The following is a 25,481-nucleotide window of genomic DNA, read 5'->3' as shown; positions in this document are numbered from 1 at the left end:
CGCGCCTGGGACCGGTGCTCAGACCGGCTTCGGCCGCTCGCGCAGGATCCGGTTCACCGCCCGGTCGAGGGCGGACAGAAAGGCCGACCGGTCGGCGCGCGAGAACGGTTTCGGCCCGCCCGTGATGGTCCCGGCCTCGCGCAACGATTGCATCAAGTCGCGCGTCGCGAGGGCGAGACCGATCCCGGCCTCGCTGAACGGCTTCCCAGTGAACGCCAGGACCGTGGCGCCGGCCTTCACGCAGCGCGCGGCCAGCGGAACGTCGGCGGTGAGGACGATGCTCCCGGGTCCGGCCCGCGCGGCGATCCAGTCGTCGGCGGCGTCGAGTTCCGGGCCGACGACCACGCGCTCGATCCAGGGCTCGCGCGGTAGGTTCAGCACGCTGTTGGCGACGACGTGGACGGTCAGGCCGTAGCGCTCGGCGACCCGGTAGGTCTCGTCTTTGACCGGGCAGGCATCGGCGTCGAGGTAGATCGGCGGGCGCGCCGGCGCGTCGCTCATGGCCGGGGCACCAGCTTCGAGGTGAAACCCGCCAGGATCAGGAGCACGCCCAGGGCGAACTGGCCGTGCTCGATATCGCCGCCCACCGACAGAACGACGGCGCGGCCGAAGACCGCGAGCCCGATCAGCGGCAGCCCGAAGCGCAGCGCCATCTTCACGGCGATCAGGGTGTTCGCCCGCGCGGTGCTCGCCCCGGCCATCAGCGGGCGACCGCGGCGCGGCGCGGCGCGAGATCCGCCACGGGCGCGGTCTCGGCGGGGCCGCGCTCGAGCGTCGCCACCGACAGCGGCGCGCCGCGGCCGCGGAGCGCGTGGGCGCCGAGGGACCGTGCCCGGACGCCGGCCGGAAGGCGCGGGAGGCGGTTGAGCAGATCCTGCGAGATCAGGATGCCGACGCCCAGCGGGCGGCACAGGGCCTCGATCCGCGACGTCACGTTCACGGCGTCGCCGAAATACGCGATCTTGTGGCGGTCGACCCCGACTTCGGCCGTGACCACCGAGCCGCCGTGCAGCGCCGCCCGGAGCCGCGGGACCGTCCCGAACCGGGCGGTCCAGGCCGCGGCGTCGGCCTCGATCCGGTCGAGCACCTCGAACACGCAGGTCACGCAGCGCGCGTCCTTGAGGCCGCGGGCCATCGGCCACGTCACCATGGCGAGATCACCGATATAGTCGTCCACCGAGCCGCCGTTGCGCCGCACCGGCTCGGCGAGCGTGGCGAACACGGCGCTGAGATATTCCTGCGCGCGCAGGTCGCCGTGGGTCTCCGCGAAGGCCGTGGAGCCGACCACGTCGAGGAACAGGAAGACCCGCTCCTCCGCCACCGGCTTGTGGTAGCGGCCGATCATGAAGTTCACGAACACCTCGCCGCCGATCAGGTCGCGCATCCGTATGACGAAGACCAGCAGGCCCGACACGGCGAGGGCGTAGGCGAGCACCCGCGCGGTCATGCGGGTCGCGGTCGTGAGGTCGTCCGGTGTCAGGGCGAACGCCCAGACGAGCAGGCCGCCCAGGGCGTTGCCCGCCATGATCATCAGGACATAGGCGAGTTCCGCGGCCAGCACGTAGAGCCAGGCCGGCAGCCGCCGGATCTTCGCCTGCAGGCCGGCCAGGATCAGCCCGCGGTCGAAGGCCAGCACCGTGGCGCCCATGCAGAGGCCGTACGTGAAGCCGGCGAGGGGCGAGGCGCCGGCCGCGAAGATGATGTTGTAGAGCAACCCCGCGCCGGCCGCCGCCAGCAGGATCAGACCCCAGAATATCCGGTGGGCCGGCAGCATCGAGGCATCTCCAGCATGGCCAGCCGACGGACCGTGCGCGGGTCCGGGCGTCGCTTGGCCCTGCGCGGCGGCGCTGCGCGCGGCGGCGCAGACTCGGCGAGCCCGCGCCGCCGGACTTCGGGCATGGGCCTAAAGTTTAGCGCCGCGGGAGGCCGCATGCCATTGCTCAACGCCCCAAGATGGCGCGAGTAAGGCGTGCCGGGTTGTTGCGCGGCCGAGCCGTGATACGCCGGCGGCCCGGGACTCGACCGGACCGCCGCCAGCAACCCCCTGTGACAGCGAAGAGGGAGCGCTGCCATGTACGCCAGGAGCTTCGGCGCGACGCGCGTCTCTGTGCCGGTGATCGGCCAGGGCACGTGGCACATCGACAGTTCGGACCGGACGGACGCGGTCCGGGCGCTGCGGGCCGGGATCGACGCCGGCATGACCCATATCGACACCGCGGAGATGTACGGGGACGCGGAGGCGATCGTCGCCGCCGCCGTCGCGGATTGCCGCGAGGAGGTGTTCCTCGTCTCCAAGGTGGTGCCGGGCAACGCTACGCGCCGGGGCGTCGCGCGGGCCTGTGAGGCGTCGCTCCAGCGTCTGCGGACGGACCGGCTGGACTGCTACCTGCTGCACTGGCCGGGTCAGCACCCGCTCGAGGAGACGATCGCGGGCTTCGAGGATCTGCGCCGGGCCGGCAAGATCCTGTCCTGGGGCGTCAGCAACTTCGACGTCGAGGATCTCGATCGCGTCCGGGCCATCGCGGGGCCGGACCGGATCGCCTGCAATCAGGTCCTCTACCACCTGAACGAGCGGGCCATCGAGCACGCCGTGCTGCCCTGGTGCGAGAAGCACGGCGTCGCCATGGTGGGCTACTCGCCCTTCGGCAGCGGCGACTTCCCCGATCCGGCCAGCGCGGGCGGCCGCGTCCTGGCGGGCATCGCGCAGAACCACGGCACGACGCCCTACGCGGTGGCCCTCGCCTACCTGACCCGGCTGCCGGGCACGTTCACGATCCCCAAGACCGGTCGCCCGGACCGGGCCGTCGAGAATGCCGGCGCGGCGGACCTGCACCTCGGCGCGGCCGAGATCGCCCTGATCGACGCGCATTTCCCCCGCGGACCGCGGCCCCGGATGCTGCCGATGCTGTGAGCCGCGGGCCCGCTCAGGCCCGCAGCGCCAGGGCCACGGGATCCGCCGGCGCGGCGGCGCGGACGCGGTTGCGCCCGGCCTTCTTGGCCGCGTAGAGGGCGGCGTCGGCCGCCGTGAACAGCCCTTCGGGCGGATCGCCGCCGGCCGGATCGGCACAGGCGACGCCGATGCTCACCGTCGCGATGCCACCGACCTCCGGGGCGTGGGGGATGCGGAGGTTCACCACGGCCCGGCGGACGCGCTCCGCCGCGACGCTGGCGGCCGTCGCGTCGACGCTCGGTAACAGGGCGACGAACTCCTCGCCGCCGATCCGGAAGCTCAGGCCGGCGGTATCGAGGGTGCGTTGCAGGCACTCCGCCACCGCTTTCAGCGCCTCGTCGCCGCGCTGGTGACCGAAGCGGTCGTTGAACTGCTTGAAGTGGTCAGCATCGACGATCAACAGCGCCAGGGGCGTCCGCAGCTGTGCGGCCCGCTTCCACTCCACGGCGAAGTGCTCGTCGTAGCTGCGCCGGTTCGGCAGGCCCGTCAGGCCGTCGGTCCGCGCGAGCACGGCGAGCGCGGCGTTGGCCTCGCGGCTGGAGGCTTCCGCGGCCACGTGGCGCCCGACCTCCCGGTGCAGCAGGATCGTCAGGCCGAAGGCGAGGAGGCAGAGGCACAGGATCAGGACGGCGACGATCGCCGCCTTGTAGATCCAGCCGCTGCGGATGCTGTCGACGTCCGTCGCCACGGTCACGATCAGCGGCAGGTCGTCGAGGTCGGCGAAGCTGTAGACCCGCTCGACGCCGTCGAGGAACGAGCGCCCCTGGAACTCGCCGCGCGCCTTGGCCCGGTACATCTTGTAGCCGGGGCTCGCGCTGATGTTCTGGCCGAGCGCCTCCGGCCGTGCCGGCGCCCGGATCAGCAGCGTCCCGTCCCGGTGGAAGACGTTCAGAGCGATGCCGTCGTCGAAATGCAGGCGCTCGAACAGCGCCTGAAAATGCGCGAGCCTGATCGATCCCGACACGATCCCGGCGAATGAGCCGTCGGGCGTCCAGATCCGCCGGGTCATGCGGATGATGGGCTCACCGGTCATGAGAGATACGGTCGGCCCGGACAGGATCAGGCCGCCTTCGGGATTCGACCGATGGAACTCGAATTCCGGCAGCGTGCGCATGTTGGGCCGGGTCCGCACGCCGGGATCGCTCGTCAGCCGGACGTCGCCGGCCGCGTCCGTGACAGCGATCGGACCGAGGCCGGAGCCCGCCACAGCCGTGTCGAACAGCGCCAGGCGCCGAATATCCGGGTCCAAGGCCGCGATGTCGGCGCGACTCGCGAGCCGTGCGGAGTTCCGCAGCGAGAGGTCGTAGACCCGCAGGCTATGGCCGACGCCCTCCTCGATCACCGCCAGGAGATTCCCGGCGTTGCGGCGGGCGTTGTGCCAAGCGACGTCCCGCAGATCCAGGCAGAGATAGACGCCGAGCAGCGCGAGGCAGAGCAGTAGGCATGTGCCGGCCGCCGCGATCAGGCGCGAGGCGCGATCGTCCAGGTGAGCTCTGATCGCTGTAGCGGTCGCGCGCAGGAGCATTGGCTCGATCGGGCTGCCACGAACCGCGCCATTGCGGTTGACGGGCTTACTGTTCACCCGATCTTACGTCCACGAAGATTGAAAAAGCGGTTATTGGCGGCACTAAGAAGCGCTGAATCACCGCTAATACAAATACAGGCCGCCGTGGCTGTCAGTCCCGCCTCGACGCGTTCACCGTGGGCCGGAGCCCGGGTGTGATCGCGCAGATGCACGAAGGCGCGCGCCGCGGGCCGCCTCTCGCCCGCAACGCGCGCCGCCGCCTGGTCCCGACGAACGCGGAAACCACGGAGCGTCAGTCACCGATGCCGAACAGCTTCTCGATGAAGTTGCGGTCGTCCTTCGGTGCGCGCCGCGACGGTGCGGCCTGGCGCGGCGCCGGGGCCTCCGGCTCGCCGAGGATCTGGCCCAGGAGCCCGCCCGGGCCCGCCGGGGCGGCACTCGCCACCGAGGCGGTCGTCTCCGGCTGGCGGCGCCAGCGGTTGAGGCCCGGGAGCGGGACCGGCGTCTGCCCCTTCAGGGCTTGGGTCATATAGGTCTTCCAGATCTCCGCCGGCAGGTTGCCGCCGGTGACCTTCTTGGTGAGCTCGCCGTCGTCGTTGCCGAGCCAGACGCCGGTCACGAGGCTGCCCGAGAAACCCATGAACCACGCGTCGCGGTAATCCTGGGTGGTGCCGCTCTTGCCCGCGAGGTCCCAGCCGGGAATGTCGGCCTTCTTGCCGGTGCCGCTGACGAAGGTCTCGTGCATCATGGCGTTCATCATGCCGTCGGCGTTGGCGTCGATGACCCGGCCCAGACCGTTGTCGGACCGCTTGTAGAGGACCTTCCCGTCCTGGCTCTTCACGGCGGTGACCACGTAGGGGATCACGCCGATGCCACCGTTGGCGAAGGCCCCGTAGGCGCCGACCATCTCCAAGAGCGTGACCTCGGACGTGCCGAGGGCGATGGAGCCGTTGGCCTGGAGCGGCGAGGTGATGCCGAGCCGCTGGGCGGTCTGGACCACGGTCTTCGGCCCGACCTCCTGGCCGAGGCGCACCGCGACGGTGTTGAGCGACTGGGCGAGCGCCGTCCGCAGGGTGACGGGACCCTCGTAGCGGTGGGAGTAGTTCTCCGGCGCCCAGTTGCCGATCCGGATCGGCGCGTCCTCCCGGACCGTGTCGGGCGTGGCGCCGTGCTCCACGGCCGCGAGGTACACGAAGGGCTTGAACGAGGAGCCGGGCTGACGCTTGGCGGTCGTGGCCCGGTTGAACTGGCTCTGCGCGTAGTCGCGGCCGCCGATCAGGGCGCGGATGGCGCCGTCCGGCCGCATCGAGACCAGCGCCCCCTGGCTGACGTTGTAGCGCGTGCCCTTGGCGTTGAGCTCGTCGGTGAGCGCCTTCTCGGCCGCCGCCTGGAGGCTCGGATCGACCGTGGTCTGGACCGTGATGTCGGTGTCGAACTTGCCGACGTAATCGTCGAGCACGTCCATCACGAGGTCGGCGACGTAGTTGGCCGACCCGCCGCCGCGGGCGTTGGCGGGCTTCGCCGGCTGGGCGAGCGCCACCTTGACGTCCTGCGCCGACGCGAAGCCCAGCTCCTGCATGGCGGCGAGCACCTGCGCGGCGCGGGCCTGGGCGGCCGGGAGGTTGCGGTTCGGGGCAAGGCGCGAGGGCGCCTGCACGAGGCCGCCGAGCATCGCGGCCTGCGCGAGGCTCACCTCCTTGGCAGGCTTGCCGAAATAGCGCTGCGCCGCCGCCTCGACGCCGTAGGCGCCGGCGCCGAAATAGACGCGGTTCAGGTAGAGTTCGAGGATCTCGTCCTTCGTGTACTTGTGCTCGAGCCAGAGCGCGAGGATCGCCTCCTGGATCTTGCGCGAGGCCGAGCGCTCCGGGGTCAGGAACAGGTTCTTGGCGAGCTGCTGGGTGAGGGTCGAGCCGCCCTGCGCCACGCCGCGCCGGGTCAGGTTCTGGCCGATGGCCCGCATGATACCGACCGGGTCGACGCCGAAATGCTGGTAGAAGCGCCGATCCTCGATCGCCACGAAGGCGCGCGGCAGGTAGGGCGGCAGCTCCTTGATCGACACGACGCGGCCGCCGGTCTCGCCGCGGTTGGCGAGCAGGGAGCCGTCGCTCGCCAGGATCGCGATGTTGGGCGGACGCTTCGGCACCGCGAGCTGGTCGATCGGTGGCAGCTGCGAGGCGTGGTAAGCGATGAGCCCCGCGAGCCCGATCACCCCCCAGAGGCCGAGGACGACGCAGCCGTAGACGATGCGGCCGAGCCAGGAACGCCGGCGTCGGCCGCGACCCGAGGCCTTCGCCCGCCCCGTTGTCCGCGCCGGCGCCTTGCTCGGCTGCCGCGCTCCGCCGCCCGATCGCTTCGCCACGCCGTCTCCTGCCCCGGGGCGGTCCTCACGGGTCAGGCGCAGGTCGAGTTCGCCGCGATCCCGCGCGCGCCCTTCGGGCACGTCGAAGTTCGGCTCAATCCTGCCCCGACCCTTGGCCATGCATCCCGTTCTCGAATGTTCCGCCGCGATGCGCGACCGTCAGGCACGCCGCAGGACGGTTTCCGCACGCCAAATGCGGCGGTTTCGCGCCCCGTCCGGCAACGACACCGGGGCCGGCACCGCCGGCGATCCTTGTCGAAACCGTTTGTGACCGCTTCGCGGTACGGTGCGGAAAAAGGCTGGCCAATCCGTTAAGGACCGCGCCGGACGGTCGGGATCGAGCCCGGCCACCGCGTGTTGGGACGACGCTGCCCTAGCGCGCGGCGCCCTGAAGCTCGCCCGTGCTCGCCAGGATCGTCTCCTGCAGCGCGGTCGCCGCCGCGTGGTGGCGACCCGGGCCGAGCACGACGAACTCGACCGCGCCGAGCGGCGGCAGGCCGGCCGCCTCGGAGATCGCGGCGAGGCCCGGCGGCAGGATCTTGGCCGAATGCGGCGCGATGCCCAGGCCCGCCTCGACGGCGGCCCGCAGCCCCATCAGGCTTCCGCTGGTGCAGGCCACCCGCCAGGACCGGCCCACTGCCTCGAGGGCGTCGAGCGCCAAGGTGCGGGTCATCGACGGTGGCGGGTAGAGCACGAGGGGCAAGGGCTTGGCCGGATCCGGCACGAGGCCGGGCCGGCCCGTCCAGATCAGATCCTCCGCCCAGGCCAAGGTCCCGCGCGGGTCGCCGCGCCGCCGCTTGCAGAAGATCACGTCGAGCTCGCCCGCATCGTAGCCCTGGTAGAGGGCGCGGCTCAGCCCGACCGTGATCTGCAGATCGACCGCGTCGTGCCGATCGGCGAAGCGGGCCAGGACCTGTGCCAGGGTCGACAGGGTGTAGTCCTCGGAGACGCCGAGCCGGATGCGGCCGCGCAGGCCTTCCGGCGAGAAGAAGGCGCGCAGCCGGTCCTGCGCGTCCACCACGTCGCGGGCGAAGCCGATCATGGCCTGACCGTCCGGCGTGGGCGCGACCCGGTGGGTGTCCCGCGTCAGGAGCGCGCGACCGAGCGCCTGCTCTAGCCGGGCGATGTGCCCGCTCACCGTGGATTGCCGCAGACCGAGAGCCTGCGCCGCGGCGGTGAAGCTGCGGCTCTCGACGACGGCCAGGAACGAGCGCAGCAGCTCGATGTTCGGGTTGCCTATCATGAGTCACGATAACCGATATCGGTAACCTGCGGGCGCCGCGCAGCGTTAGGGTTCGGGACAACCCCGTCCCAGAGCCGCGCCGCGAAGCCTTGCCCGATGTCCGCACCCGTTATCGTGACCACGCTGTTCGTCGGCGGCCTCATGGCGATCCCGACGCTCGGGAAATGGGCGACGCAGGTCACAGAGGTGCTCGCCTCCCTGCTGGCGATCGCCACCGTGCTGGTCGCGATCCTGTATCTCTGCGATCGCTGGCCCGACTACTTCGCCAATCCGCGGATGCCGGTCGGCCTGACGGCGACGCCCTTCGCCGACTGAGACGATGAGTCGTCCCGCGCGAGCTCGGAGACCGGGGAGCGATCCCTTCGCCGGCGCCGCCCTGGCGTTCGTCGCCGGCTTCGTCGACGCTGCGGCCTTCATCGCCCTGACCGGCCTCTTCACCGCTCATGTCACCGGCAACTTCGTCCTGATCGGCGCCGAGCTGGTCGCGAGCTCCAGCGGCGTGGTGGCCAAGCTCCTGGCGCTGCCCGTCTTCGTCGGAGCGGTGGCGGGGGCGCGGGTCCTGGCCCTGGCGCTGGAGCGGCGGGCTTTCGACCCCCTGCCCTGGCTCCTCGCCGTGGAGGTGACCCTGCTCGCGGGATTCGGGCTGTGTGGCACCGTGTGGTCGCCCCTCGGCGGAGCGGACAGTGCCGCTTCCATCGCCGTCGGCATGCTCGCGGTCGCGGCCATGGGGTTACAGAACGCCATCGGCCGCCTGTCTCTCGGCCATCTCGCCCCCACCACGGTCATGACGGTGAGCGTCAGCCAGGCCGTCATCGACGCGACCGACCTCGTCCTGGGACGCGGCCCACAGCGCGATCAGACCCGGGAGAGGTTCCTGCGCGTGCTTCCGGCGATCGCGGCCTTCGCCGCGGGCGCGCTGTTCGGCGCCTTCGGGATCGCCCATCTCGCCTTCGGCAGCATCGTCCTGCCGCTCGGCGTTCTGACGGCCCTGATCGTCCTGGCCGCGGCGCCAGGAGACGCCGGCGCCGGGCCGTGAGGAGCCGCGCCGCGCGGCGCTCGGGCGGCGACCGCCGTCACCGCTCGGCCGGCGGTTCGGGCGATGGCTTACCCAGCACCCGTCGCGCCTCGGCGAGCAGCACGGGATGGCGGGCCGCCTGCGGACCGGAATCCGGCGTCTCGCGGCCGAGCCGGGCGATGCGCGCCCCGAACAGGCGCCGGCGCAGACCGAACCGGCGGACGCTCATCAACAGCGCCTGAAGCACGAGGCGGACCGCCTCGGTCCGCTCGCGCTCCTCCACGATCGCCGCCGCGAGAGCGGCCTCGCGCCGGAGCGCGGCTTCGAGCTCCTCCCGGACGGCGGCGCGGGCCGCCTCGTCCTTGCGCGCCGCGTCGAGCTGGATCCGGCATTCCTGGAGTGCGCTGAGCAGCAGAAGCTCCTGCGCGGACGCATCCCTCATCAAGGCCTCCCGGGGCGCCGTCTCCCGTCCGACGACGGGGCGTTCCGCCCGATCACCGTCGCGCCGGCCGCGGACCGGCCCGCGCGCATCCTTGTGCGACGCCATAGCGAGCGCGGCCGCTGGCCGGAAGCCGCCGACCGGATTATTCGGCACCCGCACCGCGAACCACGGGGGAATCGGGGACGTGCAGATTCGGATCGCTCTGGCCTTCGGGGCCATCACGCTGGGAGGCGGCGCGCTGGCACCCGCCCCGGCCCAGGCCTACCAGCTCGACACGGTGAACCTGGTCGGCTGCGCGCAGGAGGGCGGCGTCTGCCGGATGCCCTATCCCACCAACGTCTATTACGGCGTGCCCGGCCGGACGAACGGCCGGCCGTTCCCGCAGGGCGGCGTCGTGCCCTGCAACACCCAGACCTTCGGCGATCCGGCGCCGGGCCAGGCGAAGAGCTGCTGGTACGCTCCGCGGATCAACGCGGGCGGCGGTGGGGGCTACGGCGGCGGCTACGGCGGTGGCGGCGGGGGTGCCTACGGCGGCGGGGGCGGCTACCGGAATGACGGCTACGACGACCGGCGCGACGCCTACCGCGACCGCCGCGACTACGACCGCCCGCCGCCGCGCCGCTCCTACGACGACGATTACGGGCCGGGGCCACGCCGCTACCGGGGTGATCCCGACGAGTACTGATCTCGGTCGAGCAGGGCAGGCACGGGAACGTATTTGCCCTGTTAACCGCGATCCGGCATCGTCCGGCTCCGCGGAGCCACGAGACGGGACGGAGGAGCTGATGACGGAGAATCGCCGCGGCACCTTCCGGAAGAACGCCTTCACGTTCGGCGCCGTGCTGCTCGACGGCGGCGAGGTGAGCTGCCTGGTCTGGGACGCCACCGACGTCGGCGCGCAGATCGAGGTCGAGGACGATCAGGCCGTGCCGGACCGCTTCGCGCTTCGTGTCAGCACGGGCACCGAACCGCGCCCGGCCACCGTGGCGTGGCGGCGCAGCCGGCGGATCGGTATCGCCTTCGACGGCTGAGGTCCCTCAGGTCGCCTGCAGGGCCGGGCTCGGCTTAGGCCCGGACCCGGCCAGCCGGAACCGGCGCGGCCGGACGAACAGCAGGTCGAGCGCCGTTCCGCGGACCAGCCGCTCCAGCATGAGCGGCAGGACAACCGCCATCGCCATGACGGTCAGGCTGGCGAGGCCGATATCGGCGATCGCGCCGGTGCGCACGAGGATCTCCCGGGTCGCCGCCATCGGCAGCGAGAAGGCGAGGTAGATCACGATCGAGCGCTGGCCGCAGGTCCGGACCGCCTCGGCGACCGGACCGCCGGCGCGGCCGATGAGAGCCGCCGCCACCAAGATCGCGAGGGCACCGGCCCCGCCGAGGGCGAGGCTCACCAGCGGCAGGCTGGCGAGGGTCGGATGATCCGGCAGGCCCGACGGGGTCAGCGCGAGCCAGCCTTCCAGGACCGCCCAGGCGCCGAGGCCGCAGAGGGCGAGCGGGACGCGGCGGCGCGCCGCGTCGGCGAGCGCGAAGATCCGCCCGGCGAACAGGTAGCCCGCGACGAAGTAGACGTAGCGGGCGCAGAACTCCTCGATCAGGGTCGACTCGCTGCGGATGTCGGCGATCTGCAGCAGGGCGGCGCCGGCGAGGAGCACGCCGCCGGGCACGCGGCGCAGGGCCTTGGTGACCACCGAGAACACCGCCAGCAGGTAGATGAACCAGAGGCTGGAATAGGGCTCGATCAGCGCGTGGGCGAGATGCGCCGCGAAGGCCGCGGGACCGGCATCGCCGACGATCTTGCCGTACTTGGCGACCGACTGGATCACCAGCCAGAGCAGGTAGAAATAGGCGAAGTGGACGACCCGGCGGTCGGAGAACAGGCGCCAGTCGCGGTCGATCACCCGCCCGACGAACAGTCCGGAGAGCAGGAAGAAGTCCGGGATGCGGAACGGCTTCGCGAAGGCGACGATCGGGTGGAGGAAGCCCTCGCCGCCCATGGCCTCGCCGGTGCCGATGACCGAATGCATCATGACGACCAGGAGGATGCAGATCCCCTTGGCGATATCGACCCAGGCGAGTCGATCCCCCGTATCCCCGACCCCGGCCATCGTCCGAACCCTCGCGATCGGGGCGATCCTGGACCGGTTCGGGTTGACGGCAAGGAACGGGGCGGCGGCCACCTGCGGATGTGACGAACGCCCGGTAAACGCCGGCCGGGCAGGTGTCAGATCTTGCGGCGCGCCGACTTCCGCTCGCGGGTCATGCGCGTGGCGGCGTGGAAATCGTCGGGCTTGCCGCGGACCCAGACGAGGAAGCGCGCGATCTCCGGATCGGCGCGCAGGGCCTCGACGTCGGCGAGGCGCTTGGCGATCTCCGCCTCGCTGTAGCGGGCGTGGATCGCCGAGTGGCAGATCTGGTGCAGCCGGACCGTGCCGCGATGGGTCCCGCCCTTCAGCTTCGGCGTGAGGTGATGGAGGCTGGAGCGGGCGCGGCGCGGGATCGGGCGCTCGCAGAGGGGGCAGACCGGGTCCGGCGGGCCCGGGACGCCCGGCGCGTCCGGATCCTCGGCGCTCCAGCGCTGCGAGCGCCGTCCGACCACGCGAGCCTCCCTCTCCTACCCCTGCTGGTCCACCGGCTGCGGGCAAGCCGGACCGACGCCCTGTCCGAACAGCGCTTCGGCCTCGCGATCCCGGCTCCCCAGGATGGAGACGTGGTCCCCCGGGATCACGTCGATCCGCGCCCGCGGGCCGGCCGCCTCGGCGAGGTTCCGCGCCAGCTTGGCCGGCACCACCGTGTCGTCGCGGCCCTGCACGATCAGCACGGGCGCCGACCCGTCGCGGATGCGCAGGTCCGAGCGGTACGTGTCGCGCAGGAGCCAGATCGGGGCTAGCGGGACATGCAGCCGCACGGTGTGGGTCATCGAGTCGAACGGCGCCTCCAGGTACAGGCCGATCGTCGGCACCCGTTCGGCGACGGCCACGGCCACGGCGGCCCCGAGGGAGTGTCCGTGGAGGAGGATCGGCGCGTCGGGCGCCCGCGCCCGCGCGGCCTCGACGGCCGCCAGCCCGTCGCGGATCAGCCCGTCCTCGCTGGGGCTGCCGGTGGAGCCGGGATAGCCGCGATAGGCCACAGTGAGCACGCCCCAGCCGCGCGCCCGCCAGGGCTCCGCGGCGAAGCGGGCCGCGTGCGGCTCGGGGCGGGACCCGTTGCCGTGGAAGCTCACGACGACGCCGCAGCCCGGCCGCGGAGGCCGCCACAGGCCGTGCAGGGTCTCGCCGTCGGGGGTCGCGACCGTGATCGTCGCGAGGCCCGGCGGGATCGTCCACGGGTTCTGCGGCCCGAAGGCGCCCGGATAGAGGAACCGGCGCTGCCCGAGCGCGAGCGCGGCGCAGGCCAGCCCGCAGAGGAGGAGCGCGGCGAGCAGGAGGCCGGCGATGAGGCGCATTGCGGTGCGATTGCGGCGGGGGAGAACGCGTGCGTTCGGACGAACGGTTTCGGGGATGTGTTTTCTAGGGCGGCCGGTCAGCATTGACAAAGCCGTCCGCGGGCCCGAGTCTGGAACCGTTCCGAGGGGGGCCCTGAAGAGGGCTGAGATTGGGCACGCTGCCCTGACCCTTGAACCTGATCCGGCTCATACCGGCGGAGGGACGGGAACCTGCGGTCGCATCTCGCGCGACCTCATCTCATCTCGGCCATCGCGTGGACCGGACCGCTCCAGCACGAGGAGAGGCCCACGATGAACGCACCCGTTCTCCCGAAGGACGTGAAAGGCAGCCCCGAGACCGTGACCACGGGTCCGGTCACCGGATCGCGCAAGGCGTACGCGAACCCGGCCGGGCGGCCGGACATCCGCGTCCCCTATCGCGAGATCGTCCTCTCCGATCCGAAGGAGGAAGCGGTGCGGGTCTACGACCCGTCGGGCCCCTACACCGAGACCGATGCCCGCATCGACCTCAATGCCGGCCTCCCCGGCGTGCGCGAGCCCTGGGTCGCCGCCCGCGGCTACGCGGCCGTCGCGCCGCGCGCGGTGAAGCCCGAGGATAACGGATTCGCGGGCGACAAGCTCGTGGCCCCCTGCCCCGCCGAGCGGACCATCCGCAAGGCGGCCCCGGGCCAGATGGTGACCCAGTACGAGTTCGCCCGCGCGGGGATCATCACCGAGGAGATGATCTACGTCGCCCACCGCGAGAACGTCTGCCGGGAGGCCATGCTCGCGGGCGCCGAGGCCGCGCTCGCGGACGGCCAGAGCTTCGGGGCCTCGGTCCCGCCCTTCATCACCCCGGAATTCGTCCGCGACGAGATCGCCCGCGGCCGGGCGATCATCCCGGCCAACATCAACCACACCGAGCTGGAGCCGATGGCGATCGGCCGGAACTTCCTGGTCAAGATCAACGCCAACATCGGCAACTCCGCCGTGACCTCCTCGGCCGCCGACGAGGTCGAGAAGCTCGTCTGGTCGATCCGCTGGGGCGCCGACACGGTCATGGACCTGTCCACCGGCCGCAACATCCACAACATCCGCTCGTGGATCATCCGCAACAGCCCGGTCCCGATCGGCACGGTGCCGATCTACCAGGCGCTGGAGAAGGTCGGCGGCGACCCGCTCAAGCTCGACTGGGAGGTCTTCAAGGACACGCTGATCGAGCAGGCCGAGCAGGGCATCGACTACTTCACGATCCATGCCGGCGTGCGGCTCGCCCACGTGCCGCTGACCGCCCGGCGCGTCACCGGCATCGTCTCCCGCGGAGGCTCGATCATGGCGCGCTGGTGCCTGGCCGGGCACCGGGAATCGTTCCTCTACGAGCGGTTCGACGAGATCTGCGACATCATGCGGGCCTACGACGTCTCGTTCTCGCTGGGCGACGGCCTGCGCCCGGGCTCGATCGCCGACGCCAACGACGCCGCGCAGTTCGGCGAGCTGGAGACGCTCGGCGAGCTGACCAAGGTCGCCTGGGACAAGGGCTGCCAGGTGATGATCGAAGGCCCCGGCCACGTGCCGATGCACAAGATCAAGGTCAACATGGAGAAGCAGCTGAAGGAGTGCGGCGAGGCGCCGTTCTACACCCTCGGCCCGCTGACCACCGACATCGCCCCGGGCTACGACCACATCACCTCGGGCATCGGCGCCGCCATGATCGGCTGGTTCGGCACCGCGATGCTCTGCTACGTCACCCCGAAGGAGCATCTCGGCCTGCCGGACCGGGACGACGTGAAGACCGGCGTCATCACCTACAAGATCGCCGCCCACGCCGCCGACCTCGCCAAGGGGCATCCCGCCGCGCAGCTCCGGGACGACGCGCTCAGCCGCGCCCGGTTCGACTTCCGCTGGGAGGACCAGTTCAACCTGGGCCTCGATCCGGATACCGCCCGGCGCTTCCACGACGAGACCCTGCCGAAGGACGCCCACAAGGTCGCGCATTTCTGCTCGATGTGCGGGCCGAAATTCTGCTCGATGAAGATCACGCAGGACCTGCGCGCCGAGGTGCTGGCGATGGAGGAGGCCGGCGAAGTCGTGGGCGCGGCGCCCGCGATGTCGAAGGCCGAGGCCGAGGCCGGCATGCGGGCGAAGTCGCAGGAGTTCCTGGCCGAGGGCGGCAAGCTCTACGTCGACGCCGCCGAGTGAGACGGGCGCGCGCCCGGTCCGCTCAGGATTCGGGCGCGCCGCAGCCCCGCCCCGGCGTTCCGCCGTGCGGGGCCTCGATATCGAGAATGTCGCCTGGGCGGGCGCCGTAGGCATCGTGCAGCGCCGCGAGCATCAGATCCGCGGCGATGCCCGTGTCGGGCGGCGATCCCAGCTCCACGAGGCGCGCGAAGTTCTCCGCCGGGTCCGCCTGGACGTATCCGAGCGCCGCCAGAGCCTGCCGTGCCGTCGCATCCAGCCGCAGGCGCCTTCGGCCGGGTGGCCCGTAGGCGCCCGACGCGGCCTCGCAGAACATCCGCGTATCCCGATCCTGGAAGATGCACTGGACGTAGCGCTGCGCCTGTCCGTGCGGCGCGACGACGATGAAGCGGTCGCGCGAGACGTCGACCGGCCCGCGCCTGTGGATGGCGTCGAGACGCTCCACGACGGCGCAGCGGTGCTCGCGGATGAACGGCGCGCGCGTACCCGGATCGCCAGCCGCGGCCGGCGCGGCGAGCGCGGGACTGGTCGCCAAGACGAGCATCGCCGAGATCCTGTACATCGCGTGCTCCACGCTGCGCGGGGCGGGCCGCAGTCCCGTCGCGGGAAGACGAACCGGCTGGGCGCCGAGTCGACCCAGGAGAAAATTCAGCACGGATTTGTGTCGCGCAGGTAACGCGATGTTCATCGCATCTCCGATTCCGCCACATCATCCGGTGGACCGGCGGTCGCCATTAAGGAACGATTAGGCAGGACCGCGCCTCAATCCTTCGATCACAGGATCGCAGGAGACCGGCGATGGAGATCCGAACGCTGACATCCACGACGCCGGGGCCGCAGGGCCTCGACGCGCTCGGAGCGACGGCCGCCGCCGCCGTGACCCAGCAGGCGCCCGAGCCCGAGACGTCCGCCAAGCCGCTCGAGCCCGCGGTGAAGCTCGACATCGGCACGAACGGCGGCAAGGCGCGGTACATCCAGGATCCGGACACCAGCTCGATCGTGTTCCAGGTGGTCGATCCGTCGTCCGGCAACGTGATCGACCAGCTCCCGAGCGAGACCGCCCTGCGCAATCGCGCCTACGATTCCGCCCGCAGCACGCAGGGTTCGCAGAGCGGCAGCCTCTCCCGCGTCGCCTGAGCGGAGTCGCTCAGGCGCGCAGCCGGCGGACCGAGTCATCGACCGGCGGCGCGGCCAGGCCGAACTGCGCCAGCGGCAGGATCTCCACCGGCGCGTCCCGCCGCGCGACGAGCACGCTGTTCTCGGCGACCGTCGTCCAAGTGCCGTGATCCCGGTCGAGCGGCTCCGAGGCGACGACCACGCCGCCCTCCGAAGCGCGGTAGTAGAGCGAGTTCGCCTTGTCGTTCGCGGCGTAGCGGAACGCGTAGAGATCGCGCCCGTCGGCCAGCGCCGCGGTGAACCGGAACGGATGCGGCCCGGCGAGATCCGTGAGGCGCGCGAGCGCGCGCGCCGTCGCCTCGACAGGATCGCGGCGCGGCCCCGGTCCCATCAGGCCGCAGCCCAGAAGCCCGAGGAAGATCGCTTCGGAATCGGTGGTCCCCGCGCGCGACGGGTACAGCTCGTCCGGGATCAGCGCCTCGACCGGGCGCCGCAGGCGGCTCCAGTCGCCGATATAGCCGTTGTGCATGAACAGCCACGGGCCGCAGGCGAAGGGATGGCAGTTCGGCCGGGTGATCGGCGTGCCGGTCGCGGCGCGCACGTGCGCGAAGAACAGGTGCGAGTGCAAGTGCCGGCACAGGTAGCGCAGGTTGTCGTCCGACCAGGCGGGCTGGACCTCGCGGTACCGGCCGGGCTCCGGGTGATCGCCGTACCAGCCGAGCCCGAACCCGTCGCCGTTGGTCGCCGCGGTCGATTCGAGCGCCGCGATGCTCTGCGAGACGAGGCTGTGGGACGGCTCGGTGACGTAGTGCTCCAGCGGGATGGTGCGTCCCGCATAGGCGATCCAGCGGCACATCGACGGGCTTCTCCGGGTGTCTGTCGACCGGCTGATCCGGGACGATCGTGGACAAAGCGCGGCACCTTGAGCGCGCGGTCGATCACGATCCGTCGCGAAAGGCGTGCCGCGGCCCGTCTCAGACGCCGTGCGTCTGGAGCCAGCTCTCCAGGAGGGCCACCTGCCAGAGCTTCGAGTTGCCCTTGGGCGTCAGCGTGCCGTCGGGATCGGCGAGCAGATGATCGACGTAGGCGCGGTTGAAGATGCCACGCGCGCGCGCCTCGGGCCGGTCCAGCACGTCGCGGACGTAGTCGAGGAACGTGCCGCGGATGTGCTTCAGCGCCGGAACGGGGAAATACCCCTTCTCGCGGTCGATCACCTCGGCCGGGACGATCGTCCGCGCGGCCTCCTTGAGGATGTACTTGCCGCCGTCCCGGACCTTGAGCTCCGCCGGGATGCGGGCCGCCAGCTCGACGAGGTCATGGTCGAGGAACGGCACCCGCGCCTCGAGGCCGCAGGCCATCGTCATGTTGTCGACCCGCTTGACCGGATCGTCGACCATCATGACCTCTTGGTCGAGTTGCAGAGTCTTGTCGATGGCGCTGTCGCTCCGCGAGTTCGCGAAGAAGGTCGCGATGTAGTCGGTGCTGTGGTCGCCGCCGACCATGTCGGGCGTCAGGGCCTCCCGCATCTCGGCATGGTCGCGGTCGAAATACGCTTTCGCGTAGTCGGCGACCGGGTCCGTCGAGCCCATCAGCTTCGGATACCAGTGATAGCCGCCGAACACTTCGTCGGCGCCCTGCCCGCTCTGGATCACCGTCACGTGCTTGGCGACCTCCTGCGAGAGCAGGAGGAAGGCCACCGCGTCGTGGCTCATCTGCGGCTCCGACATCGCCGCGATGGCCGCGGGCAGTGCCTCCAGCGTCCGGGTGCCGTCGACCGCGAGCTTCGTGTGGTCGGTGGCGAAGGTCTCGGCGATGATGTCGGAGTACCTGAACTCGTCGCCCTCCACGCCGTTCACCGCGTCGAAGCCCACCGAGAAGGTCTTCAGTCCGCGCTGCCCGCCGCGCGCCAGCAGGGCAACGAGCAGCGAGCTGTCCAGGCCGCCCGAGAGAAGGACACCCGTCGGGACGTCGGCGACCTGACGGCGCTCGACGGCGGTGCCGAGGGCCTCGAGGACGGCCTCGCGCCAGTCCGCCTCGGTCCGGCCACGGTCGGCCGCGCGGGGGCCGATCGCCAGGGTCCAGTAGGTCGACGCGTGCCGCGTCCCGTCCCGCTCGATCGTCAGGATCGTCGCCGGTGGCAGCTTGCGCACGCCCTTGAGGATGGTGAGCGGGGCCGGGACGCCCGCGTGCCAGCTCATGTAGTGGTGGAGCGCGACCGGATCGACCGCGGTATCGACGTCTCCGGCGGCGAGCAGGGCCGGGAGCGACGAGGCGAAGCGGAAGCGGCCCTTCGACTCGCTGTAATAGAGCGGCTTCACGCCGAGCCGGTCGCGCGCCAGCACGACTCGCCCGGAATCCCGCTCCAGGATCGCGAAGGCGAACATGCCGGCGAAGCGCTCGACGCAGGCAGGTCCCCAGGCGTGGAAGGCCTTGAGCACCACTTCGGTGTCGCTCGTCGAGAAGAACGCGTAGCCCTTCGCCTCGAGTTCGGCGCGCAGCGCGCTGAAATTGTAGATGCAGCCGTTGAACACGATCGCGAGCCCGAGGGCAGGATCGATCATGGGCTGCTGCCCGGCCTCGGACAGGTCGATGATCTTGAGCCTGCGATGGCCGAAAACGACCCGGCCGGAACCGAAGAGCCCCGCTGCGTCGGGCCCGCGCGGCCGCAGAGATCCCATCATCGCGTCGACGGCGGCGGGGTCCGCCGGCCGGTCGAAGCAGATCTCGCCGCAGATTCCGCACATGGTGTCAGCAGGGTCTCGGTCCGGCGCCACGCGCGCTTCTTGGAGCGAAACGGCTCGCGCGCCGCGGCGTTCCGCCGACCCGGCCGGGACGCCGCGCCGGGCTCACGCGGGGCCGCCCAGGGATCACGACCATGAGATGCCGGACCCGTTTGACGCCATCGCCGTGGAACTGCTAGACCATGGCCGTACATGAGCGCACGGCGCCGTTCGGAGTTCGCGCTCCGCGACAGACCTTATCCGTGCCGACCATGTCGGCGGGCGTAGTTCAGTGGTAGAACGTCAGCTTCCCAAGCTGAATGTCGTCGGTTCGATCCCGATCGCCCGCTCCAATCCTCATAAGCACTTCGTAGGGGACCGTGGTACGCTGACAGGCGAGCGTACCACCAGCGTACCACCGTCAGCCGAATCAACGCTCGCTTCCGCGTTGTCCGAGCGCACGCGAACTGCCACGCTGCCGGGACGACGACCCTCACCTGACTTGGCCGGTATTTTGGCCCGGGCCGAGTGGGAGGCTACTGCATGGTAGCGGCCATGGGTAGCCGGAAGGCCAGATCTGGGAAGCTGACAGGCGCAGGTGGCCGATAGCCAAGCGACGAGCGCGGTCGGACGCGGTTGTAGGTGGATTGCCACAGACCAATCACGACCTGCGCCTCCTTCAGCGAGTCGAAGATCTCTTGGCGTAGGCACTCGTCGCGCAGCCTACCGTTGAAGCTCTCACAGTAGACGTTCTCCCACGGCGATCCCGGTGCGATGTACTGGATCTGCGAGCCAGCTTTGGCGACCCACTGGCGCAGCGCCTTCGAGATCATCTCGGGGCCGCTATCGCAGCGGATGTGCTCCGGGATGCCGTGCAGGCACATGGCGTCGGCCAGTGCCTCGATCACACCGAGGCTGTTGATCCGCCGCGCCACCTTCAGCGCGAGGCACGCCCGGCTGTGCTCGTCGATCAGCGTCAGGATGGGCAAGGTCCGGCCGTCGTGCGTCTGGGCCTGCACGAAGTCGAAGCTCCAGACGTGGTTGCGGCGGAGCGGGCGCAGCCGTTTGCCCGAGCCGTCGTTCAGCCAAAGCCGGCCGCGCGGCCGATGCTTCTGCGGGACCTTCAGCCCCTCGCGACGCCAGATGCCCTCATCCTGAGGTTCTCGAAGGATGAACCCGGTCCTTGCCCACCTGCCACCCTGCCGCCTGCAGCAGCGCGGTGACGCGGCGATAGCCATAGCGCCCGTACTCGGACGCCAGGGCGATGATGGCGCGGGTCAGCTCATCCTCGTCCGCCAACAAGGTCGGCACGTAGCGTTGCGTGCCGCGGTGCTGACCGACGATCCGGCAGGCGTGACGTTCGGAAGAGACCGTACTTCTCCCGGATCCCGTCCACCGCCTGCCGGCGTCGCTCGGGGGCTACAAGTTTCCCGAGGCGACGTCCGCCAGCACCTGATCCTCCAAGGATAGATCGGCTACCAGCCGCCGCAGCCGCGCGTTCTCGCGCTCCAGGCTCTTCATCTTCCTGGCCTGATCGACTTGGAGACCGCCGTACTCCTTGCGCCAGCGGTAATAGCTCTGCTCGGAGATCTCCGCCTCCTTGCACGCCAGCGCCAAGCTCTTGCCCTGGGTCGTCTGCACCTCGATCTGGCGCAGCTTCAGCACCACCTGCTCCGCACTCGTCTTCTGGCCTCGCCCCATGTTCAACTCCCTCGGTCCCAACTGATCCTCTCAATCAGGCCGGTCCAAAGCCAGCCGGTCAGGTCAGTCCAACCGGCAGGCTTCGCTTGGATTCATAGACGTTCGGCCGGGAGATCTGGCCGGCTACCGGGACGTCATGAGGCGCCATATCGGACCCGCCGCCGGCAGGCTCGTCGCGTCCGGCCGGTTCAGAACGTTCCGGGCCATGGAGACGGCTGTCGTGCTGTTTCAGGACCCCGCCCTCAGAACGGGGCGGAACCAGATCCACCTTTGCGAGGTCGATGCCGCCAGCTTCAGGGGGTTTGGCCGAGAATTGGACGCCCTCACCGACAGCGATGCCCCGGAAGGCGGCTTCGCGGGTGTCTTCGCGGATCTCGCTCCGATGCGCACGATCCCCCGGTAAACCTTCAATGACATAGTGGTGGAGGCCGACCTGAGTCTTGCGCGGCAAGCCGCCGGTTCAAGGAGTTGGTGAGAGCCGCAGAGTGGCCGAGGTGGGTGGTTTCCGGAATGTCAGCTTTCTGACGCGGATCTGGAAAAGCTGCCGCTGCACGGGGCGGACCTCAGCCATCGGCCGTCGTTCGCTGGCTCAGGTGAGGGCTGCGAGCTTCAGCGCATGGTCTCGGATGTCCGGTGGCCATGCCGTCATGCGCGCGGCAAAGCCGTTGGCATCCCCGGCGAAAAGCGCCCGGATCACCTCCTCAAACCCGGGCAGATCGCCAGCCAACGCCGAAAGGAAGCGGTAGGCGGCCTCTCTCGCGGCCTTCATCAGGGTCTGCCTACCATCTGCCCGCCGCGCTTCATCAACGAGGCGCCGCAACGCTTGCGATGCACCTCCTGGCTGGGATGCAAGCCACTCCCACTGACGGGGAAGCAGCGTCACCTCGCGGGCGATGACCCCGAGTTTCGGGCGACCTCGGCTTCTTGGCGCACCATCAGGATCCGTTCGGCCCTCAACGGTGCTCGTAGCGTCTCCCGCATTCGCGAGTTCGGCGAACCGTGCGGTGATGTCCGCCTCTGTTCCGCGCAGATCGAGGTCGATGACGGAGCCCGACCTGTCGTCGAAGGTCAGGATCGGATCGCCTTGTTCCGCCGCCCGCGCTTTCACGGCGAGAGCCACGTCGATCAAGCGACCGCTGGCGAGCCGCTTCACACCCGCGAACGCGGTGAACGTCCTGATTGGGTCTTCAGGCATGGCGCCTCCATCCTCTCCACCTTAGCCGGATCGACCACTTGATGTCAATTTTACCCGGGTGATATTGCGTCACCGGGGTGCCTTCGATAGCGTCGCCGCCAAGCTGTGAGGGCACATGATGAGAATGGAAGACCGAAAGGCGGCCGTGAGCGCCTACAAGAAGCGAGACGTCGACAGCGGCATCTACGCTGTCCACTGCATGGCCTCCGGTGAGGTTTGGGTCGGCGGCGCGCCCGACCTGTCCAAGATCCAGAACCGCCTCTGGTTCACGCTCCGGCAGGGCACGAACACGCACCGTTCGCTCCAAACCGCGTGGAATGCGCATGGAGCCGAGGCGTTCAGCTTCGAGATCGTCGAGCGGTTGGACGCTGAAGAGATCGCGTACGTCCGTGACCGGGTGATGAGGGAGCGCCTTATCCAGTGGGCGGAGCAACTCCGGGCCGTCCGGATATGAGCTCGGAACTTAGGTCAGCCCATGTGGCGGCCAACGGCATCACCCTGGCCTACGACAGCTTCGGCGACGGGGCGGCTGAGACGATCCTCCTGATCGCTGGGCTCGGTACGCAGATGATCCGCTGGACGGACGCCTTCTGCCTTGAGTTGGTGACGCGCGGCTTCCGCGTCGTGCGGTTCGACAACCGGGACACGGGACGCTCAACCCACTTCGCTGAGCATGGCGCGATGGACTTTGCGACCTTGGCCTCGGCGCTCACTGAGGGACGGCGGCCGGAACTCGCCTACACGCTCGACGACATGGCCTCGGACGCGCTCGGTCTGCTCGATGCCCTGTCCATCCGCCGAGCCCACATTGTCGGCCGCTCGATGGGCGGCATGATCGCCCAGATCCTGGCGCGCGAGCACCCGTCTCGTGTGCTCTCGGTCGCCTCAATCATGTCGACCACGGGAAATCCTGACCTGCCGTCGGCAGGGCCTGACGTCATGACGATGTTGATGCGCCCCGCCCCCGATCCCGCCTTGGACGAGGCTGGTTTCCTCGATCACGGCGTTGCCTTCGCGCGGCGCATTGCGGGTACGGCACATCCATTCGACGAAGAGGCCCACCGTGCTCTCCTCTGGGAAGAAGTTCGGCGAGGACGTGCGCCGGGTGGGTTCGGACGCCAGATCGCAGCGGTTGGGTTAGCTGGCGACCGCCGGTCAGGGCTCGCCGCGATCACGGCGCCCACCCTTGTTGTTCATGGGACAGAGGATCCTCTGTTCCCGCCTGCCTGCGGCGAGGACACCGCGGCCGCGATCCCGAATGCGGAGATGATGTTGATCCCCGGGATGGGGCACGATCTGCCGCCATTCCTGTACCGGACCATTGCCGATGCAATCGAGCGAACCGCTTGCCGTTCAAGCATCTCGATTTCGGGACTGTAGAAGGGCCTGCATCCACAGGTTCAAGCGACCGCTTTTAAGAAGGCTGTTGTGCCGTCCCTTTGGCGATGGTGGGTCGATAGCCGGCCGTCCACTTATTTGTCAGATCGGCTTCAGGGCAACGGATTCGTTGTAGCGAATATAATCGCGGAAACCGCGCACAGCCCTGAGCAACCCCCCACAATATCTGCTGCCAGTCATTGCGCCTTCAAATATTCTCATCCCGCTTCGGCATAGGGAGTTCCCGCTGCCGCGCCCGCGGCGGCTTGGAAACCACGATCGATCAGACGAAGAAAGACGCGTCCGGCAGCCGCGGCGTCGCCGGGCGTTTCAGCCACCTTGTACCCTTCGAAGAAGGCGACGCTCCACGTCGCCACGAGCAAGCCCGCCACCAGATGCGCGTCGGGATCGTCCGCGGGTCGATCAACCGCCTCTGCCATCATCTCTGCCAAAACGCGCGTGAACTCGCTGCACATCTGGCGGGCGCGCGCCTTCAGCGCCTCGCTGGCCAGTGCCGTCGCCACGAAGCTCAGCGACGCACCGAAAAGCGGGAGGAGAGGGTTCCGGTCCTCGATACAACGATGAGCGAGCAAGCGCAGTGCCGTGACCGGGCTTGCTCCCTCATCCCGCCCGTGGATGGCCGCGGCCACCATTCCGCGTACCTCATCCTCACGATCGAAGAACATGTCCTCCTTGCGAGGGAAGTGATTGAATACAGTCATGCGGCCGACATCGGCGGCCTCCGCGATCTCGTCGACCGTCACCCGGTCGAAGCCGTGCTCCATGAACAGACGCGTGGCTGCATCGGAGATGGCTTGGCGCGTCGCCAGCCGCTTCCGGGTGCGCCTGTCCAGCATGGGGCTTGCCTGATCCTGCACGTCTATATATATACTCAGTATATTTTCATATCGAGATCATTCTGAGGTGGCGGCATGCCAGCGTCAACCGTGATATCCGGTGCGTCCTCCACCGAAACGCAAGCCGCACTCGTCAGCGGCGCGAGCTTCGCCGGCTTGGCCACAGCATTCTGGCTGAACCAGCTTGGATACCGCGTCACGGTAGTTGAGGTCGCACCGGGTCTGCGGCGCGGCGGGACGCCCGTCGACATCGAGGGCGAGACAATCGCAATCCTGACACGCATGGGCTTGATGGACGCTGTTAGCGCTCGAACGCTTCCCCCTCGACGCTTCGCCTTCAAGGATGCGGAAAACGCAACGCTGGGCGATATGGCCCACCACCCAGACGATGAGGGGGGGCCGCGCTACGAGATCCACCGCGACGACCTGTTGGATGTTCTGTGCGGCGCGATCGAGGGGGATGTGGAACTGCGGTTCAACCGTTCGATCGTGGCGATTGAAGAGCGTCCGGAGGCGGTGTCGGCGACGTTCAGCGACGGCAGTCAGCACGAATTCGCACTGATATGTGGTTGCGATGGAAACCGCTCCAATACGCGCAGACTGGTGTTCGGCGACGGTGAGCAGTTCGCCCATTTCATGGGCGGATATTTCTACCTCAAAGTCGTGCCAGACACCGGACTGCTCGAACCGAACAGCTCGGAGCTTTTTGCCGTTCCTGGGCGGATGGCGATGCTGACCGGCTATGACGATCGCACGGATATTGGCTTCGGGTTTCGCACAGCCGGCGAGATCGAATACGACTACCGGAACAAGGATCAGCAACGTCGCCTGATCAGGAAAAATTTTTCCGGTCTGAAGTGGAAAGTACCGGATATGCTCGCTCGTATGGGCGAGGACAACGACTTCTATTTTGATCGTATCAGCCAGATCAGGATGCCGACGTGGTCTCACGGGCGCATCGTTCTTGTCGGCGACGCAGGCTATTGCGTGTCCCCGTTCGCAGGCCTCGGTGGCTCGATGGCCATCATCGGCGCAGGAAGGCTGGCCGACGCCCTGGCGCGGCATCCGGACAACCATGCCGCCGCATTTCAGGATTATGAGGAAGGGCTACGGCCGTTCGTTGAGCAAGTACAAGAACGGGCCGCGATCGACAGCATACAGATGCTATTTCCCGGCGACGATGGCGAAATGGCAGAGCGAGATCGTAAGCTGGCCATCGGTGACATCGGCGTTTGACGGCCGCTTTGGAGAAGCTCCGACGGCAGTCCCACTGGCCCAGTTGGGTCGCATGCGGGCCGTCCGCTCGGGGTCGAAACCGGCTGCCCCTAACCCGGCAAACTGGCCCGAAGGCCATACTTCAG

The 25,481-nt window shown here is 69.5% G+C and carries 26 protein-coding genes, 1 tRNA gene, 1 pseudogene and 1 riboswitch; of the genes and pseudogenes, 11 read left to right on the top strand and 17 right to left on the bottom strand.

The features are described from left to right. Positions 1 to 18: 18 nt before the first annotated feature. Genes LXM90_RS07610 through LXM90_RS07600 form a run of 3 tightly spaced genes read right to left on the bottom strand, consistent with a single transcriptional unit; the run spans position 19 to position 1,774 of the window. Positions 19 to 501, bottom strand: coding sequence for a YaiI/YqxD family protein (locus tag LXM90_RS07610; RefSeq protein ID WP_091978859.1), 483 nt, complete (start codon positions 499 to 501; stop codon positions 19 to 21). Beyond that, entirely contained in the window at positions 498 to 701 is a 204-nt protein-coding gene (locus tag LXM90_RS07605; RefSeq protein WP_056527984.1) for a hypothetical protein, read from the bottom strand. Before LXM90_RS07605 ends, LXM90_RS07610 begins: the two co-directional genes overlap by 4 nt. Next, a complete protein-coding gene (locus LXM90_RS07600) occupies positions 701 to 1,774 on the bottom strand; it encodes an adenylate/guanylate cyclase domain-containing protein (RefSeq protein WP_056527981.1) in 1,074 nt (357 codons plus the stop codon). The genes LXM90_RS07605 and LXM90_RS07600 overlap by 1 nt, the downstream gene beginning before the upstream one ends. 297 nt (positions 1,775 to 2,071) lie before the next feature. On the opposite strand from LXM90_RS07600, the gene LXM90_RS07595 reads away from it, so the two are divergent. Continuing rightward, positions 2,072 to 2,911, top strand: coding sequence for an aldo/keto reductase (locus LXM90_RS07595; protein ID WP_056527978.1), 840 nt, complete (start codon positions 2,072 to 2,074; stop codon positions 2,909 to 2,911). Positions 2,912 to 2,924: 13 nt separating this feature from the next. Here LXM90_RS07595 and LXM90_RS07590 read toward each other — a convergent pair whose 3' ends face one another. From LXM90_RS07590 to LXM90_RS07580, 3 genes are all read right to left on the bottom strand, one after another. Next, positions 2,925 to 4,475 (bottom strand): sensor domain-containing diguanylate cyclase, encoded by a 1,551-nt coding sequence (locus tag LXM90_RS07590; RefSeq protein WP_020092816.1) that lies wholly within the window; start codon positions 4,473 to 4,475, stop codon positions 2,925 to 2,927. A 292-nt stretch (positions 4,476 to 4,767) separates the two neighbouring features. After that, positions 4,768 to 6,954 carry a transglycosylase domain-containing protein gene (locus tag LXM90_RS07585; protein WP_020092817.1) on the bottom strand — a complete coding sequence of 729 codons (2,187 nt, stop codon included), beginning with the start codon at positions 6,952 to 6,954 and terminating at the stop codon, positions 4,768 to 4,770. 253 nt (positions 6,955 to 7,207) lie between these two features. Beyond that, positions 7,208 to 8,077 carry a LysR family transcriptional regulator gene (locus LXM90_RS07580; RefSeq protein WP_020092818.1) on the bottom strand — a complete coding sequence of 290 codons (870 nt, stop codon included), beginning with the start codon at positions 8,075 to 8,077 and terminating at the stop codon, positions 7,208 to 7,210. A gap of 96 nt (positions 8,078 to 8,173) precedes the next feature. On the opposite strand from LXM90_RS07580, the gene LXM90_RS07575 reads away from it, so the two are divergent. Continuing rightward, entirely contained in the window at positions 8,174 to 8,392 is a 219-nt protein-coding gene (locus LXM90_RS07575) for a hypothetical protein (RefSeq protein ID WP_020092819.1), read from the top strand. 4 nt (positions 8,393 to 8,396) lie between these two features. Next, positions 8,397 to 9,113, top strand: a complete 717-nt coding sequence (locus tag LXM90_RS07570; protein ID WP_020092820.1) for a YoaK family protein — start codon at positions 8,397 to 8,399, stop codon at positions 9,111 to 9,113. 37 nt (positions 9,114 to 9,150) lie between these two features. On the opposite strand, the gene LXM90_RS07565 is transcribed toward LXM90_RS07570, so the two are convergent. After that, on the bottom strand, positions 9,151 to 9,534 hold the full coding sequence (locus LXM90_RS07565) for a hypothetical protein (RefSeq protein WP_026604872.1): 384 nt from the start codon (positions 9,532 to 9,534) through the stop codon (positions 9,151 to 9,153). 184 nt (positions 9,535 to 9,718) lie between these two features. On the opposite strand from LXM90_RS07565, the gene LXM90_RS07560 reads away from it, so the two are divergent. Together LXM90_RS07560 and LXM90_RS07555 are read left to right on the top strand one after the other, a co-directional pair. After that, positions 9,719 to 10,219 carry a hypothetical protein gene (locus tag LXM90_RS07560; RefSeq protein WP_020092822.1) on the top strand — a complete coding sequence of 167 codons (501 nt, stop codon included), beginning with the start codon at positions 9,719 to 9,721 and terminating at the stop codon, positions 10,217 to 10,219. A 100-nt stretch (positions 10,220 to 10,319) separates the two neighbouring features. Then, the gene (locus LXM90_RS07555) at positions 10,320 to 10,565 is read left to right on the top strand and encodes a hypothetical protein (RefSeq protein WP_020092823.1); all 246 of its coding nucleotides are present in this window, start codon (positions 10,320 to 10,322) and stop codon (positions 10,563 to 10,565) included. Positions 10,566 to 10,571: 6 nt separating this feature from the next. On the opposite strand, the gene LXM90_RS07550 is transcribed toward LXM90_RS07555, so the two are convergent. From LXM90_RS07550 to LXM90_RS07540, 3 genes are all read right to left on the bottom strand, one after another. Further along, positions 10,572 to 11,642, bottom strand: coding sequence for an acyltransferase family protein (locus LXM90_RS07550; RefSeq protein ID WP_020092824.1), 1,071 nt, complete (start codon positions 11,640 to 11,642; stop codon positions 10,572 to 10,574). Between the two features lie 116 nt (positions 11,643 to 11,758). Next, positions 11,759 to 12,133, bottom strand: a complete 375-nt coding sequence (locus tag LXM90_RS07545) for a restriction endonuclease (RefSeq protein WP_020092825.1) — start codon at positions 12,131 to 12,133, stop codon at positions 11,759 to 11,761. 15 nt (positions 12,134 to 12,148) lie between these two features. Beyond that, a complete protein-coding gene (locus LXM90_RS07540) occupies positions 12,149 to 12,979 on the bottom strand; it encodes an alpha/beta hydrolase (protein ID WP_020092826.1) in 831 nt (276 codons plus the stop codon). A gap of 114 nt (positions 12,980 to 13,093) precedes the next feature. Continuing rightward, a riboswitch (TPP riboswitch) is annotated at positions 13,094 to 13,199 on the top strand. A gap of 71 nt (positions 13,200 to 13,270) precedes the next feature. On the opposite strand from LXM90_RS07540, the gene thiC reads away from it, so the two are divergent. After that, positions 13,271 to 15,157: a phosphomethylpyrimidine synthase ThiC gene (gene thiC / locus LXM90_RS07535; RefSeq protein WP_020092827.1), complete on the top strand. Its 1,887-nt coding sequence runs from the start codon at positions 13,271 to 13,273 to the stop codon at positions 15,155 to 15,157. A 22-nt stretch (positions 15,158 to 15,179) separates the two neighbouring features. On the opposite strand, the gene LXM90_RS07530 is transcribed toward thiC, so the two are convergent. Further along, positions 15,180 to 15,698, bottom strand: coding sequence for a TY-Chap domain-containing protein (locus tag LXM90_RS07530; RefSeq protein WP_128083392.1), 519 nt, complete (start codon positions 15,696 to 15,698; stop codon positions 15,180 to 15,182). Between the two features lie 254 nt (positions 15,699 to 15,952). Between LXM90_RS07530 and LXM90_RS07525 the strand changes: the two genes are divergently transcribed. Beyond that, positions 15,953 to 16,291, top strand: coding sequence for a flagellar protein FlaG (locus tag LXM90_RS07525; protein WP_020092829.1), 339 nt, complete (start codon positions 15,953 to 15,955; stop codon positions 16,289 to 16,291). Positions 16,292 to 16,301: 10 nt separating this feature from the next. Here LXM90_RS07525 and LXM90_RS07520 read toward each other — a convergent pair whose 3' ends face one another. Continuing rightward, the gene (locus LXM90_RS07520) at positions 16,302 to 17,126 is read right to left on the bottom strand and encodes a class II glutamine amidotransferase (protein ID WP_020092830.1); all 825 of its coding nucleotides are present in this window, start codon (positions 17,124 to 17,126) and stop codon (positions 16,302 to 16,304) included. Between the two features lie 118 nt (positions 17,127 to 17,244). Then, the gene (locus LXM90_RS07515) at positions 17,245 to 19,014 is read right to left on the bottom strand and encodes an N-acetylglutaminylglutamine amidotransferase (protein ID WP_234082258.1); all 1,770 of its coding nucleotides are present in this window, start codon (positions 19,012 to 19,014) and stop codon (positions 17,245 to 17,247) included. A gap of 254 nt (positions 19,015 to 19,268) precedes the next feature. Here LXM90_RS07515 and LXM90_RS07510 point away from each other — a divergent pair. Continuing rightward, a tRNA-Gly gene (locus tag LXM90_RS07510) sits at positions 19,269 to 19,343 on the top strand. Positions 19,344 to 19,526: 183 nt separating this feature from the next. On the opposite strand, the pseudogene LXM90_RS07505 reads toward LXM90_RS07510, so the two are convergent. From LXM90_RS07505 to LXM90_RS07495, 3 genes and pseudogenes are all read right to left on the bottom strand, one after another. Then, positions 19,527 to 20,691: pseudogene (locus tag LXM90_RS07505) on the bottom strand (IS3 family transposase). 58 nt (positions 20,692 to 20,749) lie between these two features. Continuing rightward, complete coding sequence (locus LXM90_RS07500; protein ID WP_128083336.1) at positions 20,750 to 21,142, bottom strand: hypothetical protein; 393 nt, start codon at positions 21,140 to 21,142, stop codon at positions 20,750 to 20,752. A 138-nt stretch (positions 21,143 to 21,280) separates the two neighbouring features. Then, on the bottom strand, positions 21,281 to 21,886 hold the full coding sequence (locus tag LXM90_RS07495; RefSeq protein WP_042672030.1) for a DUF2239 family protein: 606 nt from the start codon (positions 21,884 to 21,886) through the stop codon (positions 21,281 to 21,283). A 118-nt stretch (positions 21,887 to 22,004) separates the two neighbouring features. Between LXM90_RS07495 and LXM90_RS07490 the strand changes: the two genes are divergently transcribed. Both LXM90_RS07490 and LXM90_RS07485 read left to right on the top strand, forming a co-directional pair. Beyond that, positions 22,005 to 22,340: a GIY-YIG nuclease family protein gene (locus LXM90_RS07490; RefSeq protein WP_026604874.1), complete on the top strand. Its 336-nt coding sequence runs from the start codon at positions 22,005 to 22,007 to the stop codon at positions 22,338 to 22,340. 23 nt (positions 22,341 to 22,363) lie between these two features. Continuing rightward, complete coding sequence (locus LXM90_RS07485; protein WP_234082256.1) at positions 22,364 to 23,266, top strand: alpha/beta fold hydrolase; 903 nt, start codon at positions 22,364 to 22,366, stop codon at positions 23,264 to 23,266. A gap of 215 nt (positions 23,267 to 23,481) precedes the next feature. On the opposite strand, the gene LXM90_RS07480 is transcribed toward LXM90_RS07485, so the two are convergent. Then, positions 23,482 to 24,120: a TetR/AcrR family transcriptional regulator gene (locus LXM90_RS07480; protein WP_042672028.1), complete on the bottom strand. Its 639-nt coding sequence runs from the start codon at positions 24,118 to 24,120 to the stop codon at positions 23,482 to 23,484. Between the two features lie 75 nt (positions 24,121 to 24,195). On the opposite strand from LXM90_RS07480, the gene LXM90_RS07475 reads away from it, so the two are divergent. Next, positions 24,196 to 25,356 (top strand): FAD-dependent monooxygenase, encoded by a 1,161-nt coding sequence (locus LXM90_RS07475; protein WP_234082254.1) that lies wholly within the window; start codon positions 24,196 to 24,198, stop codon positions 25,354 to 25,356. Positions 25,357 to 25,481: the final 125 nt, after the last annotated feature.

It is taken from the genome of Methylobacterium oryzae, assembly GCF_021398735.1.
Taxonomy (GTDB): Bacteria; Pseudomonadota; Alphaproteobacteria; order Rhizobiales; family Beijerinckiaceae; genus Methylobacterium.
This window is presented reverse-complemented; position numbering and strand designations above follow the sequence as displayed.

Bases quoted from the DNA above. Each gene is read 5' to 3' on its own strand.
- LXM90_RS07565 (WP_026604872.1), bottom strand. From the start codon at position 9,534: ATGAGGGATGCGTCCGCGCAGGAGCTTCTGCTGCTCAGCGCACTCCAG.
- LXM90_RS07480 (WP_042672028.1), bottom strand. From the start codon at position 24,120: ATGCTGGACAGGCGCACCCGGAAGCGGCTGGCGACGCGCCAAGCCATC.
- LXM90_RS07530 (WP_128083392.1), bottom strand. From the start codon at position 15,698: ATGCTCGTCTTGGCGACCAGTCCCGCGCTCGCCGCGCCGGCCGCGGCT.
- LXM90_RS07610 (WP_091978859.1), bottom strand. From the start codon at position 501: ATGAGCGACGCGCCGGCGCGCCCGCCGATCTACCTCGACGCCGATGCC.
- LXM90_RS07580 (WP_020092818.1), bottom strand. From the start codon at position 8,077: ATGATAGGCAACCCGAACATCGAGCTGCTGCGCTCGTTCCTGGCCGTC.
- LXM90_RS07555 (WP_020092823.1), top strand. From the start codon at position 10,320: ATGACGGAGAATCGCCGCGGCACCTTCCGGAAGAACGCCTTCACGTTC.
- LXM90_RS07575 (WP_020092819.1), top strand. From the start codon at position 8,174: ATGTCCGCACCCGTTATCGTGACCACGCTGTTCGTCGGCGGCCTCATG.
- thiC (WP_020092827.1), top strand. From the start codon at position 13,271: ATGAACGCACCCGTTCTCCCGAAGGACGTGAAAGGCAGCCCCGAGACC.
- LXM90_RS07525 (WP_020092829.1), top strand. From the start codon at position 15,953: ATGGAGATCCGAACGCTGACATCCACGACGCCGGGGCCGCAGGGCCTC.
- LXM90_RS07520 (WP_020092830.1), bottom strand. From the start codon at position 17,126: ATGTGCCGCTGGATCGCCTATGCGGGACGCACCATCCCGCTGGAGCAC.
- LXM90_RS07550 (WP_020092824.1), bottom strand. From the start codon at position 11,642: ATGGCCGGGGTCGGGGATACGGGGGATCGACTCGCCTGGGTCGATATC.
- LXM90_RS07515 (WP_234082258.1), bottom strand. From the start codon at position 19,014: ATGTGCGGAATCTGCGGCGAGATCTGCTTCGACCGGCCGGCGGACCCC.
- LXM90_RS07595 (WP_056527978.1), top strand. From the start codon at position 2,072: ATGTACGCCAGGAGCTTCGGCGCGACGCGCGTCTCTGTGCCGGTGATC.
- LXM90_RS07605 (WP_056527984.1), bottom strand. From the start codon at position 701: ATGGCCGGGGCGAGCACCGCGCGGGCGAACACCCTGATCGCCGTGAAG.
- LXM90_RS07475 (WP_234082254.1), top strand. From the start codon at position 24,196: ATGCCAGCGTCAACCGTGATATCCGGTGCGTCCTCCACCGAAACGCAA.
- LXM90_RS07495 (WP_042672030.1), bottom strand. From the start codon at position 21,886: ATGCCTGAAGACCCAATCAGGACGTTCACCGCGTTCGCGGGTGTGAAG.
- LXM90_RS07570 (WP_020092820.1), top strand. From the start codon at position 8,397: ATGAGTCGTCCCGCGCGAGCTCGGAGACCGGGGAGCGATCCCTTCGCC.
- LXM90_RS07585 (WP_020092817.1), bottom strand. From the start codon at position 6,954: ATGGCCAAGGGTCGGGGCAGGATTGAGCCGAACTTCGACGTGCCCGAA.
- LXM90_RS07600 (WP_056527981.1), bottom strand. From the start codon at position 1,774: ATGCTGCCGGCCCACCGGATATTCTGGGGTCTGATCCTGCTGGCGGCG.
- LXM90_RS07590 (WP_020092816.1), bottom strand. From the start codon at position 4,475: ATGCTCCTGCGCGCGACCGCTACAGCGATCAGAGCTCACCTGGACGAT.
- LXM90_RS07540 (WP_020092826.1), bottom strand. From the start codon at position 12,979: ATGCGCCTCATCGCCGGCCTCCTGCTCGCCGCGCTCCTCCTCTGCGGG.
- LXM90_RS07490 (WP_026604874.1), top strand. From the start codon at position 22,005: ATGAGAATGGAAGACCGAAAGGCGGCCGTGAGCGCCTACAAGAAGCGA.